This window comes from Streptomyces sp. P3, from assembly GCF_003032475.1.
Lineage (GTDB): Bacteria > Actinomycetota > Actinomycetes > Streptomycetales > Streptomycetaceae > Streptomyces.
On the sequence record NZ_CP028369.1, the window covers coordinates 8,582,128 to 8,595,400 of the forward strand.

General features: G+C 74.0%; 12 protein-coding genes and 1 pseudogene. 5 read left to right on the top strand and 8 right to left on the bottom strand.

Annotated features, from left to right (window positions below; genetic code table 11):
* Positions 1-31 precede the first annotated feature (31 nt).
* Positions 32-247, top strand: a complete 216-nt coding sequence (locus C6376_RS37995; RefSeq protein WP_107447543.1) for a hypothetical protein — start codon at positions 32-34, stop codon at positions 245-247.
* On the opposite strand, the gene C6376_RS38000 is transcribed toward C6376_RS37995, so the two are convergent.
* On the bottom strand, positions 234-1,373 hold the full coding sequence (locus C6376_RS38000) for a methyltransferase (protein WP_107447544.1): 1,140 nt from the start codon (positions 1,371-1,373) through the stop codon (positions 234-236). The two genes, C6376_RS37995 and C6376_RS38000, sit on opposite strands and share 14 nt — an antisense overlap.
* 260 nt (positions 1,374-1,633) lie before the next feature.
* On the opposite strand from C6376_RS38000, the gene C6376_RS38005 reads away from it, so the two are divergent.
* A complete protein-coding gene (locus C6376_RS38005) occupies positions 1,634-2,878 on the top strand; it encodes an ROK family protein (RefSeq protein WP_107447545.1) in 1,245 nt (414 codons plus the stop codon).
* Here C6376_RS38005 and C6376_RS44130 read toward each other — a convergent pair.
* Positions 2,865-3,095 carry a hypothetical protein gene (locus tag C6376_RS44130; protein WP_159083381.1) on the bottom strand — a complete coding sequence of 77 codons (231 nt, stop codon included), beginning with the start codon at positions 3,093-3,095 and terminating at the stop codon, positions 2,865-2,867. The genes C6376_RS38005 and C6376_RS44130 overlap by 14 nt on opposite strands.
* Here C6376_RS44130 and C6376_RS38010 point away from each other — a divergent pair.
* A complete protein-coding gene (locus C6376_RS38010; protein WP_107447546.1) occupies positions 3,094-3,978 on the top strand; it encodes an NAD(P)-dependent oxidoreductase in 885 nt (294 codons plus the stop codon). The genes C6376_RS44130 and C6376_RS38010 overlap by 2 nt on opposite strands.
* Before the next feature lie 202 nt (positions 3,979-4,180).
* Here the strand turns inward: C6376_RS38010 and C6376_RS38015 are convergent.
* The 3 genes and pseudogenes from C6376_RS38015 to C6376_RS38025 all read right to left on the bottom strand — a co-directional run.
* A pseudogene (locus tag C6376_RS38015) lies at positions 4,181-4,297 on the bottom strand (DUF1272 domain-containing protein); the annotation flags it as partial.
* Between the two features lie 44 nt (positions 4,298-4,341).
* Positions 4,342-4,842 (bottom strand): ATP-binding protein, encoded by a 501-nt coding sequence (locus C6376_RS38020; protein WP_107449421.1) that lies wholly within the window; start codon positions 4,840-4,842, stop codon positions 4,342-4,344.
* 245 nt (positions 4,843-5,087) lie between these two features.
* Complete coding sequence (locus C6376_RS38025) at positions 5,088-5,411, bottom strand: hypothetical protein (protein WP_107447547.1); 324 nt, start codon at positions 5,409-5,411, stop codon at positions 5,088-5,090.
* A gap of 306 nt (positions 5,412-5,717) precedes the next feature.
* Here C6376_RS38025 and C6376_RS38030 point away from each other — a divergent pair, with 306 nt between their 5' ends.
* Positions 5,718-6,842: a PLP-dependent cysteine synthase family protein gene (locus C6376_RS38030; protein WP_107447548.1), complete on the top strand. Its 1,125-nt coding sequence runs from the start codon at positions 5,718-5,720 to the stop codon at positions 6,840-6,842.
* A 26-nt stretch (positions 6,843-6,868) separates the two neighbouring features.
* Here the strand turns inward: C6376_RS38030 and C6376_RS38035 are convergent, their stop codons facing one another.
* On the bottom strand, positions 6,869-7,339 hold the full coding sequence (locus C6376_RS38035; protein WP_107447549.1) for an SRPBCC family protein: 471 nt from the start codon (positions 7,337-7,339) through the stop codon (positions 6,869-6,871).
* 55 nt (positions 7,340-7,394) lie between these two features.
* A complete protein-coding gene (locus C6376_RS38040) occupies positions 7,395-8,225 on the bottom strand; it encodes a DeoR/GlpR family DNA-binding transcription regulator (protein ID WP_107447550.1) in 831 nt (276 codons plus the stop codon).
* A gap of 259 nt (positions 8,226-8,484) precedes the next feature.
* Between C6376_RS38040 and C6376_RS38045 the strand changes: the two genes are divergently transcribed.
* Positions 8,485-10,821 (top strand): hypothetical protein, encoded by a 2,337-nt coding sequence (locus C6376_RS38045; RefSeq protein ID WP_107447551.1) that lies wholly within the window; start codon positions 8,485-8,487, stop codon positions 10,819-10,821.
* 4 nt (positions 10,822-10,825) lie between these two features.
* Here the strand turns inward: C6376_RS38045 and C6376_RS38050 are convergent, their stop codons facing one another.
* Positions 10,826-13,273, bottom strand: a complete 2,448-nt coding sequence (locus tag C6376_RS38050) for a right-handed parallel beta-helix repeat-containing protein (RefSeq protein WP_107447552.1) — start codon at positions 13,271-13,273, stop codon at positions 10,826-10,828.

Sequence of the window (13,273 nt, forward strand, 5' to 3'; positions counted from 1 at the left end):
CACGGTTCCTCCGGAGTGCCGGAGTGCCGGAGTGCCGGAGTGCGAGCTGTCGGCCGCCGTCGCGGGCGGCATCGCGCAGGCCGACGCCGGCACCGCGCTCCACCACGCCCCGACCGGAGCGATCCGGGAACACCTCACCGCGCACCCCGAGGCCGCCGACGCGCGCCGCGGCCCGAGGGCCGGCCGCGAAGCCGTGGCGCGCGCCGTCGGGCCGAAGGACGCCGGGGCGGGAGTCACCCCTGCCTGACCGCCTTCAGCACCACGAACTTCCGGTCCCCGGCGACCAGTTCACTGTTGCCGAACAGCCGCTTGAGCTTCACGTGGTAGCCCAGATGCCGGTTGCCCACCACCCACAGCTCGCCTCCCGGCCGCAGCGCGCGCCGGGCCCCGGTGAACATGCGCCACGCCGTCGCGTCGGTGGTGGCCTGGTGGGAGTGGAACGGCGGGTTGTTGAGCACGACGTCCACACTGCCGTCCGCGACGCCCGCCAGCCCGTCCCCGACCCGGAACTCGGCGTGCCCCGGCACCCCGTTCGCCCGGTAGGTCGCCTCCGCCGACGCCACCGCCTGGAACGACTCGTCGGTGAACAGCACCTCCGCCCGCGGGTCGGCCAGCGCCACCGCCGTGCCGACGACCCCGTTGCCGCAGCCCAGGTCGACGACCCGGCGGTCGCCCCCGGCGCTCGGCAGATGCCGGAGGAAGAACCGGGTGCCGACGTCGAGCCGGTCGGCGCAGAACACCCCGGCGTGATTGACGACCGGCCGGCCGGAGAGCGGGGAGCCGAGGTCGCCCGGCAGGTCGTACACGTAGGGCCACGGGGTGACCGGCGGCTTCAGCGAAGGGTCGGGGGTGCAGAAGACCAGCCGGGCCTTCTGCTCGGCGAGGGAGGTCCGGGTCGGCCCGAGGATCCGCTCGAACAGCCTCAGCGTCGAGGTGTGGATCTCCTTCACCATGCCCGTGCCGACGACCACCGTGCCCGGATGCACGGCGGGCGCCAGCCGCAGCAACTGGTCCTCCAGCAGCGCCAGGCTCTTGGGGATGCGCACCAGCAGCACGTCGATCCGCTCCGGCACCGGGTCCTGGGTGGTGAGCAGCCGTACCGAACCGGTCTCGACGCCGGCCCGTGCCAGATTGGCCCGGGTCGCCTCCTGCCCCAGCCAGGAGTCGGTGATCTGCGTCGGCCGGTGCGCCGCCAACGCCGTGGCCAGCGCGCCCCAGCGGTCGCCCAGCACCACCACCGTGCCGGTCAGCGGGACGGCCTGCGCCGCGAGGTGTCTGAGCAGGTAGGCGTCGGAGGCGTCCCAGGCGCGCAGCTGATCTCGGGGGTCCTCGGGGTGGCGGGCCAGCTCGACCTCGCCCCACGGCGTCGTCATACGGTCGTTCATCGGGGCCAGGCTAGCCGAGCCGCAGCTCAGGCGCGGTGACGCCGCCGGACGCGGCACCACGGCGATGCGGGAGGACGGGCTCATGGACCGGAGCTGTTCCCACCGTGGGCGTGCGGAGGTCGTGCCGGGGGCGGTGTGCCTGGCCGACCGGCCGGACGCGGCCCGCCGACGCGAGCCGGCTGAACATCAGGCGGGTGAGCGGCTTCCCCGACGCCGTCCGGGCAACGGATCATGGGAGACTCGCCCTCATGAGCGGCAAGGCGGACCCCCGGCCGGCGGGGGAAGGGACCACCTCGAGGGCGCGGCTGGACCGGGGGCGCGGTGTGCTCGGACCCGCGCTGGAGCTCGTGCACACCGGTCGGGCGCCCACCCGCGCGGTGCTCACGGCCGAACTCGGCGTCACCCGCGCGACGGCCGGTGCGGTCGCCGCCGAACTCGTCGCACTGGGCCTGATCCGGGTGGACGCGCGGCCCGGCGCCGCCGCCGGTTCGCAGGGCCGCCCCTCCCACCGGCTCGAAGTCGCGCAGGACGGCCCGGTCGTTCTGGCCGCACAGGTCCACGCCGACGGTTTCCGGGCCGCGCTGGTCGGTCTCGGCGGCCGGATCGTCGCCACCACACCCAGCTGTGAGGCCGTCGAAGCCGACCCCGCGAAGGTGCTCGGGGCGGCTGTGGACGCGGGCGCGGAACTGCTGAGGCGGACCGGCCGGCGCTGTGTGGGCGCCGGGCTCGCCGTGCCCTCCGCGATCACCGAACCCGCCGGGCTGGCGCTCAACCCCCTCCATCTGGCCTGGCCCGCGGGCGCGCCCGTGCGGGAGATCTTCGCCGAGCGGATCCGCGCCGCCGGTGTCACCGGACCCGCGTTCGCGGCCAACGACGTCAACCTCGCCGCCCTGGCCGAACACCGGCACGGGGCCGGGCGCGGCGCCCGTGACCTGCTGTGCGTGGCCACCGGCCACCGGGGCGTCGGCGGCGCGCTCGTGCTGGACGGCCGTCTGCACACGGGTAGTTCGGGACTGGCCCTGGAGGTCGGGCACCTCACGGTCAACCCCGAGGGACGTGCCTGCTACTGCGGCAGCCGCGGCTGTCTCGACGTGGAGGCCGATCCGCTCGCCCTGCTGAACACCGCCGGCCGGCACCCCGGTCCCGAGGGGTCCCTGCTGCAGCAGGCCGACCGACTGATCCGCGACGAGTACGGCGACCCGGTCGTCCGCATGGCCGTCGAGGGCCTGATCGACCGGCTGGGGCTGGGGCTGGCGGGTCTGGTGAACATCCTCAACCCCGACCGCATCATTCTCGGCGGACTGCACCGCACCCTTCTCGCCGCCGACCCCGACCGGCTCCGCGCGGTCGTCACCGACCGGAGCCTTTGGGGTCACCACGGCGGAGTGCCGGTGCTCGCCTGCTCCCTCGACCACAACAGCCTGGTCGGCGCGGCCGAGTTGGCCTGGCAGCCGGTCCTGGACGACCCACTGGGGGCGCTCACCGCAGCATGAGGCGCGGCGCGCTCCTGGGAGCCGCGAGACGCAGCAGCGACCGGGACTCCTCGGCCCCCTGCGCAGGCGGCCGGGTGCCGCCGGTGTGCGACGCGGCCGCGCCGACACGCCCATGACGGCCCATCAGCCCGTCGGCCGACGGAACGCCGCACACGGCTGCCCGCCGTGCCCCGGGAAAGACGCCGGTCGCCGACGCGCCGACGTAGGTTGACGCCATGACAGACCACCTGACCGTCAGCGTCCTGGGCACCGGCATCATGGGGGCCGCGATGGCCCGCAGCATCGCCCGAACCGGCCACACCGTCCGCGCCTGGAACCGCACCCGTGCCAAGGCCGAGCCGCTCGCCGCGGACCGCGTGCACGTCGCCGCCACCCCCGCGGAGGCCGTCGAGGGCGCGGACGTCGTCCTGACCATGCTCTACGACGGCCCCGCCACCCTGGAGGTGATGCGCGAGGCCGCTCCGGCCCTGCGCGCCGGGATGGCCTGGGTGCAGTCGACGACCGCCGGGATCGAGGCCGTGGCCGACCTGGCGGCCTTCGCCCACGCACACGGTCTCGCGTTCTTCGACGCCCCCGTGCTGGGCACCCGCCGGCCGGCCGAGACCGGGCAGCTGACCGTCCTGGCGGCGGGGCCGCCCGCAGGCCGGGCCGCGGTGACTCCCGTCCTGGACGCCGTGGGCGCACGGATCGTGTGGACCGGCGAGGACGGCGGCGCGGGCACCGCGACCCGGCTCAAGCTCGTGGCCAACAGCTGGGTGATCGCGGCCACCGCCGCGACCGGTGAGGTCCTGGCCCTGGCCCAGGCCCTTGGAGTCGACCCGAACACGTTCTTCGAACTGATCGAGGGCGGCCCGCTCGACATGGGGTACCTGAAGGCGAAGGCGGCCCTGATCCTCGACGAACGGCTCACGCCGGCCCAGTTCGCGGTCACGACGGCCGCGAAGGACGCCCGGCTGATCGTCGAGGCCGGGCGCGGGAACGGTGTCCGCCTGGACGTGGCGGCCGCGAGCGCCGAGCGGCTGGAGCGGGCCGCCGCGCAGGGCCACGGCGACGAGGACATGGCCGCCGCCTACTTCGCCAGCTTCGACGGCACCACCTGAGAACGGCGGTAGTCGCGGACGGGGCGGGCGTCGACTTCGCGATGTACGACATCCGTCGGCGCACCGTCGGCCGGTACCCCGACCGGGTCCGCACCGCGTGAGCGCCCGGATCGGGGTCGACGCCGGCGCGGCCGCGGCGCGCCGAAGGACAGCGGCCAGGCGTCCCCGTGAGCCGTCGGCCGCGGCCGAGCCGTAAGCCGGCGGCGGCTCGGCGTGACCGGGGGACCGGCTCGCCACCGCAGTTCGGGCAGACGTCCCCGACGGCCTCCCCGCACGGCACGCGGAACGTGCACTCGTAGGAGCAGACCCTGGCCGGCACACCGGGCGCGCGGGCGCCTCGCCGCGGCGGACGTCACCGCCCGGTCAACCGACGACGGCCGACCGGGCGGGAGCATGCGCGGGCCGCAGATCATCGACGGAGACGACCTCCGGGAACCGGGCTGCGGCCTGTTCCCGTGGCGTGCGGCGGGGCGGCCGCGCCGCGAGTTCCCGCGCGGCGACCGGCGCCGGCAGCGTGAACCACACGACCTTGCCGGAATCGCCGTCCGGCCGGGCGCCCCAGCTCTCGCTGACCGCGGCCACCATGGCCAGCCCGCGTCCGCAGGTGGCGAGGGTCTCGGCGGCCTTGGCGACCGGCAGCCGCGGGTCGTGGTCGCGCACCGACACGGTCAGCCGGTCGAGCAGCAGTTCCATCTCCACGACACAGGTCTTGTCGGGCTGGGCATGCAGGTGGACGTTGGTCAACAGCTCCGTCACACCCAGCGCGGCCCGGTCTATCAACGGGTCCATGTGCCAGTAGCGCAACTGCGCCGATACGATTCTGCGGACCTGACCGATCCGCGACGGCAGGGCCTGAAGCTCCACCATGCAGTGCCTGCTTGGGTTGCTGATCACGGCTGCGACTCCCCGACTGAGGTCCGGAAGAACACGGAGTTCGGATCGAGCAGGGCGTCTGCGCGAGGCGGCGGCCTGCTGTCTTGGCCGGCGGGCTGGTTCGCAGCGTTATCGCCGGTAAACCCAGAGTGACGTGAGACCAGAGTGACGCAGCGGATGCGGTAGCGCAACTCGCGGTGATTCGGCCACCCGGGCCGGTCTCGCGCCCCTGCGGCTCAGCCGCCGCGCCCCGCCGCCTTGCGCACGGCTTCGATGAAGCGGCGCGCCGCGGGCGGTCCGGGCTCGCCCGGCGCCGGGTCGTGCTCACCGAGCGTCAGCAGGTACCGGTTGCCGTTGAGGTCGGCCAGCGCCCGGTCCTCCGGGACGAACCAGGGTTTCGAGGCGCGGACCGCCTGCACGGGCGCGCTGTCGATCTCGCTGCCGTAACTGGTCAGCAACTCCAGCCTGCCGTCGCTGATCCGGACCTGCCCGGCTCGGGTGAGCGAGCGCAGCCGCTTCCCGATACGCACGCCCGTAGCCGTGAACTCCGGCTCCGCCATGCCTTCCCGCCCCCTCGCGTTCGAACTCGTCCCGTCATCCGGTGTGCGCCCCCGCCCGGGGCTCGGCCCCGACCCGGTGCAGTCTGCCCGCGCCCGCCGTCGAGCACCAGTGCCTCCGCAGGTCCACGACGGGCCGTCCGGAGCATTCGTGTGAATGCGCCCCCTGGCGTCCGCGTCCGCCCCCAGGGCCGGCTTTGGGGGCCCCAAAGGTGTGTTTATGCAGGTGAGAAGCGTGTTGAAGGTGTCTATGATCGGAGTGCCGGCCGCGCGGACCACCGTCGGCGCGACGCCCGAAGGAGCCCCGCCGTGACCACTTCCCCGCCCACCAGGACCGGCGCCACCCTCGACGTCGACCACAGCGACGCCGCATACCGCGACTGGCTGAAAGAAGCGGTCCGCAAGGTCCAGGCGGACGCCAACCGCTCGGCCGACACCCACCTGCTGCGCTTCCCGCTCCCCGAGAAGTGGGGCATCGACCTGTATCTCAAGGACGAGTCGACCCACCCCACCGGCAGTCTCAAACACCGGCTCGCCCGCTCGCTCTTCCTCTACGGACTGTGCAACGGCTGGATCAGGCCGGACCGCCCGGTGATCGAGGCGTCCAGCGGCTCGACGGCCGTGTCCGAGGCGTACTTCGCCAAGCTGATCGGCGTGCCCTTCATCGCCGTCATGCCGCGTACGACGAGCGCCGAGAAGATCCGACTGATCGAGTTCCACGGCGGCCGGTGCCACTTCGTCGACGACTCGCGCACGATGTACGAGGAGTCGGCACGCCTCGCGAGGGAGCTCGAAGGCCACTACATGGACCAGTTCACCTACGCGGAGCGGGCCACGGACTGGCGCGGGAACAACAACATCGCCGAATCCATCTTCCGGCAGCTGGAGCTGGAGCGGTTCCCGGAGCCCGCCTGGATCGTCGCCACGGCCGGCACCGGCGGCACCTCCGCGACCCTCGCGCGCTTCGTCCACTACACCCAGCGCGACACCCGCATCTGCGTCGCCGACCCGGAGAACTCGTGCTTCTTCGAGGGATGGACGAGCGGCGATCCGGGCGTCACCTGCGACTGCGGTTCACGCATCGAGGGCATCGGCCGGCCGCGCATGGAGCCCAGCTTCGTCCCCGGCGCCGTCGACCGCATGATGAAGGTCCCCGACGCCGCCAGCGTCGCCGGGGTGCGCGCCCTGGAGCGGGCCATCGGCCGAAAGGCGGGCGGCTCGACGGGCACCGGGCTGTGGAGCGCGCTCAAGATCGTCGCCGAGATGGTGGCCGACGGCCGCCGGGGCAGTGTGGTCACTCTGCTGTGCGACCCGGGCGACCGTTACCTGGACAAGTACTACTCCGACGACTGGCTCGCCGAGCAGGGCCTGGACATCGCGCCCTACACCGCGGCGATCGACTCGCTGCTGGCCACCGGCGTGTGGCAGGCCTGACCCGCGGGCCGTCGACCTCGCAGCGCTCAGCCGGCCAGGCTGCGGTCCAGCCCCGCCACGGCCTTGCGGAAGGACTGCCCGAGCCCCGGCCGGGCCAGCCGCAGCACCGCCCGGAACACCCCGCTCCCGTCGGCGGCGAACGTCCACCGCACGCGCGTCCCCGCCCCGGCCGGCGCCAGCCGCCACTCCTCGACCAGCGCCCCGACGCCCGGAGCGTTGGTGACGTCGACGCGGTAGGCGTACACCTCCGCCGCCTTCGCCGCGAGGACCGTCTCACGAAAACGCGTGCCGCCCCGCAGGCGCACCTCGCGCGCCGCACCGCCGTCCAGCGGCTGCGCGGACGTCACGCCCGGAAACCACCGCGCCCACCCGGGCACGTCCTCGGCGAGCGCACCGAACACCCGCTCGGGGGGAGCGGACAGCTCCCCCGCGAAGACCAGCCGCACGGGAGCGGACCGGACGAAGTCGAGTCCTTCGGGACGCAACCGGCGAGGCATACGCGCGACCTCCGCATGGCGGGGAAACGGGTGCGCCACCCTAGCCGCCGCCCGCTCAGATGTCTGCACCCTCGTCGGGCTCGCCCGCGACCGTCAGCCGGCGCAGGTGCTCGGAGATCTCCGCGCGCGCCGCCTTCGGCAGCCCGGCATCCGTCACCAGCGTGTCGACCTGCTCCAGCGCGGCGAACGAACTCAGGCCCACCACACCCCACTTGGTGTGGTCGGCGACCACCACGACCCGGCGCGCCGACTGCACCAGCCGCCGGTTGGTCTCGGCCTCCGCGAGATTCGGCGTCGACAGCCCGGCCTCGGCCGATATGCCGTGCACGCCGAGGAACAGCACGTCGAAGTGGAGTGCCGCGATGGCCTGGTCGGCGACCGGTCCCACCAGTGAGTCCGACGGTGTGCGCACCCCACCGGTCAGCACGACGGTGGCCGCGCCCTGCCGGGGGCCCGCGGTGCGCTGCGCCACATGGAAGACGTCCGCGACGCGCACCGAGTTCGTCACCACCGTCAGGTCGGGCACGTCCACCAGGTGATGGGCCAGCGCATAGGTGGTCGTACCGCCCGACAACGCGATCGCGCTGCCCGGGGCGACCAGTTCCGCCGCAGCCTTGGCGATGTCCTCCTTGGCGGTCAGCTCCAGACCCGACTTCGCCTCGAAGCCCGGCTCGTGGGTGCTCGCCTCCACGACCGGCACCGCGCCGCCGTGCACCTTCTCCAGCACGCCCTGCCGGGCCAGCGCGTCCAGATCACGCCGCACCGTCATGTCCGAAACGCCGAGTTTGCGGGTCAGCTCGTTGACACGGACGCCGCCACGGCGTCGCACCTCGTCCAGGATCAGGGAGCGGCGCTGCTCCGCGAGGAGGTTCTGATTCTCACTCACGTACGCTCCGGTTCCTTTCCCTCAGCCGTCCGACGGGCCCGCTCACCTGGTCCGACGACGACGTTCACCCCCGACGCCGGTGTGCGGGCGTCCCATCCTCGCACGGCCGGGGCACAGCTGTGCCACCGCCCCGACGCGCACATGCCACGCCGGTGGTGCGCGTCCGTCGCACACCACGGGGAGATTCCGTGACCGGAGGTGTATCACGCGTCCGAAGTGGCGATCCTTATGCCCGCACGGACACATTCGAAGGCGTGTCATGGGGGAAGTGCGCATCGTGAAACCTGCCTCTGCGGGCGGAGCCGCCCTGGAACTACTGGTCCACGGCGTCGGCGGCGCCACGCCCGAGAAGATGCTGAACGATCCGCGCACCGTGCGGATCACCGGCGACGGGACGGCGGCCGTCTACCGGCGCGCCGACGACGTCGCCGCCGACACCGGCCCCGGCGACGACCGCAGCCGCGGCGTGCCGGTCCCCGAGGCCTACGTGTGGTCCAACCTCACGTCCGGCAACGGCACCCGTGCCCTGTGGCTGCTGTTGTTGCCGTTCATGGTCGTCAACCTCGCCCACTGGATGCGCCCCGCCGCAACGGAGAGCACCCGCGCGGTGCGGGTGTACGGCCTGCTGGTGCGGCTCGCGGCGCTGAGCCTGACGGTGCTGCTGGTGGCCGCGGCCTGCGAGGTCGCCCTCGACCTGACGGCCTGGCAGTGCGCGGGCACGGCCGCCTGCGCCGAACGCCACACCTGGCTGGGCTTCCTGTCGCCGACCGTCTCGGACGGCGGCTGGTGGAGCCTGCCGGGCCGCCGCCTCGCCCTCGCCGCCCTGCTGCCGACCGCGCTCACCGCGCTCCTGTGGTACCTGTCCCACCGCACCTGGCGGGCGTACGAGTCACAGGAACCCCTGGACCGCGCGCCCGAGCCCGAGACCGGCCCCGCGCACACCGCGCTCGGCCGGCCCGGCTTCTGGTACGGACGCCGCCTCGTCGCCCGGCTCCGGGCCGCGCACACCGCGGCCGGCCTGCTCACGGTCGCCGCGGCGGTGGGCACTGCGGCCGTGCGCGAGGACCACAGGCCCGGTGGCCCCGCCCTCCTCGACCTGCTGGGCCACGCCCTGCAGGCGTCCCTGGCCGCGGGCGCGCTGGCCACGGTCTGGGTGGTGTGCCGCCGGGGCCGCAGCGAGCGCCGCCTCGACCGACACCTCGACGCCCATCTCGTACGCGGGCTGCCGCTCGCCGCCCTCGTGCTGCTCGCGCTCACCCTCGTGTACGCAGGATGGAACCGCCCGGGCTGGAGTTCCGAGGGCCGGCTCCCGGGCGACACGACCTTCGGCGCCCTGGCCCTCGCCCAGGGCGCCCTGGTGATCGCCCTGGCGGTCGTCGCCCGCACCCTGCACCACTGCCCGCGCAAGCGCGGCCCCGGCGCGCCGCCGGAGCGTTGCGCGCTGCACGGCCTCGGCGGTCCCGCCGTCGCGATGCTGGCCTGCGCACTGGGCGGCGTCATGTCCGGCGGAGTGTCGCAGTGGGTATCGGACTGGCTCGACGGCACCGGGGCCTCCCTCGACGGCCCGCCGGTGCTGCTGACCTGGCAGGCGGCCGTCATCCCGGTGCTGCTCGTGGTGGTGCTGGCCCTGTGCGCGCTGATCGCCCGGCGCACCCTGCTGCTGATCCGGGCCGAGGAGAGAGAGGTCGTCCGTACGTACGGGGTGCGCTCCGGCGACGCGGCGCGCACCCGGCTCATCGCCCGGGCCCGCGCGCTGGCCGCGCTCACCGACCGCGCCCCGCTCCTCGTCGCCGTCGTCGCCACCGCGACCCTGCTTCTCGGCGCGGGTGCGCTCGTCGGCGCCTTCGGCACCGGGCGGACCCCGGCCCGGGCCGCGCAGACCGCTCAGCCCTTCGTGCAGGGCCTCGCCCAGACCGCCCAGGCGCTGGGCTCCTGGCTGATCGGGCTCGGCTTCATCCTGTTCGTGACCTGGGGCCGGCGGGCCTACAAGGACGTCTCCGCGCGGCGCACGATCGGCATTCTCTGGGACGTCGGCACGTTCTGGCCGCGTGCCGCGCACCCCTTCGCCCCGCCCTGCTACGCGGAGCGCGCGGTCCCCGACCTGACCTGGCGCATGGCCACCTGGACGCGTGCCACGGGCGGACGCCTGGTCATCTCCGGCCACTCCCAGGGCAGCGTCCTCGCGGCCGCGGCGGCCTGGCAGCTGAAACCCTCCGACCGCGCCCGCGTCGCCCTGCTCACCTACGGCTCCCCGATCGAGCGCCTCTACGGCCGCTGGTTCCCCGCCCACTTCGGACCGGCCGCACTGGCCGCCCTGCACGAGGACATCGACTGCTGGCGCAACCTGTACCGGCCGACCGATCCCATCGGCGGCCCCGTACGGCTGTCCGGCGACGGCTGCGGACCCCGGGTGGACCGTGAGCCGCTCGCCGATCCCCTGGCGTACGGCCGCAGCGAGGACCACCCGCTGCCCACGCCCGTCCTCGGGCACTCCGACTACCAGGCCGACCCGGCGTTCGCCGAGGAGCGCGAACTGCTGCTCGGGCGGCTGCGACCCCAGACGCCCGCCGGGGAGGTGCCGGTGCAGCGGTCGTGAACCGTCAGGGCAGGTCCGGCAGGTCCTCCGCGTACAGCAGGGTGAGGTCGTCCGTGCTGGGCTCCGCCACCTGCGCGACGCGGCTCGCGTGCCGCTCCACCATCGCCTCGAAGGTCTGGCGGGCGGTGCGGCCGTTGCCGAAGGCGGGGCCCTTCGGGAGTTCCGTGAAGTACTTCAGCAGCGCCTCCGCGGCGCCCGGGCCGAGCCGGTACTCGTGCTCCTCGGCCTGCTGCCGGACGATCCGCAGCAACTCGTCGGGGCCGTAGTCGCCGAACGTGATGGTCCGTGAGAAACGGGACGCCACACCGGGGTTGACCGACAGGAACCGCTCCATCTCCGCCGTGTAGCCCGCGACGATCACGACGACGGAGTCGCGGTGGTCCTCCATCAGCTTCACCAGGGTGTCGATGGCCTCCTTGCCGAAGTCGCGGCCGGCGTCCTCCGGCGACAGCGCGTACGCCTCGTCGATGAACAGCACCCCGCCGTGCGCCCGCTGGAACGCCTCCTGGGTGCGGATCGCCGTCGAACCGATGTGCTCGCCGACCAGGTCCACCCGGGACACCTCGACGAGATGGCCCTTCTCCAGCACGTCGAGCGCGGCGAGGATCTCGCCGTACAGGCGCGCGACCGTCGTCTTGCCGGTGCCCGGGGAGCCGGTGAAGACCAGGTGGCGCTTGACGGACGCCGCCTTGAGCCCCGCCTGCTGCCGGCGCCGGCCCACCTCGATCATGTCGATGAGGGCCCGCACCTCGCGCTTGACGCTGTCCAGACCGACCAGGGTGTCCAACTCACCGAGCACGTCCTGCGAGGTCCGCGCCGACGACCGCGGCTCCGCAGCCGCCGGCTGCGGTTCCGGCGCGGCGACGCGCTGTCCGGGCAGCACGCCGAGCACACCGGGGGACTGCACCGTCGTCTGCACGACCGTCTCCAGCACCGCCGGGGCCCCCGGCATGCGCACGCCGGCACTCTCGTCGCTGCTGCAGTCCTCGACCACGGGCGCGGAGCCGGACGCGGACTCCGCCCCCGCGTCGGCGAACTCGTAGCCGCCGCGCGCACAGCGTTCGGTCCGGCACCTGCGCAGCGTCGTACGGCTGCCGTCTATCACGTGGAAGCCGTAGCCCCCGCTGTTGGTCACCCGGCAGTTCAGGAAGCTGCCGCGACCGCCCGCCGACACGTAGAACCCGGCCTCGGCGGGGGAGTCGACCGTGCAGCGCTCGACGGTCGGGTCGGCGCCCTTGGTGACGATCACGCCGGTCTGCGTGCCGTCGATGGTGCAGTTGTCGAGCGTGCCGCCGCTGCCGTGGTCGCGGAACCAGGCGCCGGTCGCCGCGTCCCGGATCCGGCAGTCGTCGAGCTGGGCCGTCGCACCGTCGCTCACCGACACCGCGGTGTTGCGCACCTGGGAGAGGTCGCTGTCGACGACGTCCGCACGGGAGCCGCGGTCCAGGACGAACAGGGCGTCCGGCACGTCGTGCACCCGGCAGGAGTCCAGCACCGCCGTCGCGCCGTCGCTGACCCAGACGGCCGGGTAGTCGCCGGTGCTGTCGAAGATCTCGCACTGGTTGGCGTCCACACGCGTGCCCGGGTCCCACACCGACAGCCCGTTGCGCCCGAACTGACGCACCGTCGTGCGGGTCAGCGTCAGGACGGAACGGGAGCGCAGATCGACCGCGTTCTCCGGGATGTCGTGGATACGGCAGTCGGCCAGGGTGAGCACGGCGTCGGTGTCGAGGGTGACGCCGTCGGCGGTGGTGCGGTGCACATCGCAGTCGGTGAGGTGGGCGGTGGCCCGGGCGCTGACCTGGACGCCGCTGCCCCTGACCTCGTACACCTCGCAGCCCACCGCCTCGAGGGCGGTGTGGTCGCCGGTCGCGCTCAGACCCGCCCCCGCGGTGTGGTGCACCCGGCAGCGCTCGAACCGGGGTCGCGCGCCGCCGCGCACCGCGACGCCGGCCTGGCCGGCGGCGAGGATCTCGCACTCCTCGAAGACGCCGCCCCCGCCGTCCACCACGGCGATGCCGATGCCCGCCGGGTTGTCGACGGTGCACCGCCGCACCGTGGGGCGGGCGCTGCCGCGCACCTCGACGCCCGCCGCTGACCGGGTGACGATCCGCAGGTCCAGCAGCTCCGGAGTGCCCTCCTCGACGAGGACCGCGGGCGCCGCCGCGTCCTGACCCTCCACGTGCAGGTCCTGCACCACGGCCGAGGCCCGCACGGTCAGCGGCACTCCGTCCACCGGAGCCAGGCGCACGGAGCCGGGGGAGCCCTCGGGGCCCCGCAGGGTCACCGACCGCTCCACGACCAGGTTCTCCCGATACGTGCCGGGAGCGATGGTGAGGACGTCGCCTTCCGCCGCGGCCTCCAGGGCTGCGGCGAGCGATGCGTACTCACCCGTGCGGCGACGCCACCGCGATGTGCCGGTGTGCGTCACCTGGACCGTGCCCTGTGCCAT

Bases quoted from the DNA above. Each gene is read 5' to 3' on its own strand.
- C6376_RS38050 (WP_107447552.1), bottom strand. From the start codon at position 13,273: ATGGCACAGGGCACGGTCCAGGTGACGCACACCGGCACATCGCGGTGG.
- C6376_RS38010 (WP_107447546.1), top strand. From the start codon at position 3,094: ATGACAGACCACCTGACCGTCAGCGTCCTGGGCACCGGCATCATGGGG.
- C6376_RS44130 (WP_159083381.1), bottom strand. From the start codon at position 3,095: ATGGCGTCAACCTACGTCGGCGCGTCGGCGACCGGCGTCTTTCCCGGG.
- C6376_RS38045 (WP_107447551.1), top strand. From the start codon at position 8,485: ATGGGGGAAGTGCGCATCGTGAAACCTGCCTCTGCGGGCGGAGCCGCC.
- C6376_RS38025 (WP_107447547.1), bottom strand. From the start codon at position 5,411: ATGGCGGAGCCGGAGTTCACGGCTACGGGCGTGCGTATCGGGAAGCGG.
- C6376_RS38000 (WP_107447544.1), bottom strand. From the start codon at position 1,373: ATGACGACGCCGTGGGGCGAGGTCGAGCTGGCCCGCCACCCCGAGGAC.
- C6376_RS38035 (WP_107447549.1), bottom strand. From the start codon at position 7,339: ATGCCTCGCCGGTTGCGTCCCGAAGGACTCGACTTCGTCCGGTCCGCT.
- C6376_RS38005 (WP_107447545.1), top strand. From the start codon at position 1,634: ATGAGCGGCAAGGCGGACCCCCGGCCGGCGGGGGAAGGGACCACCTCG.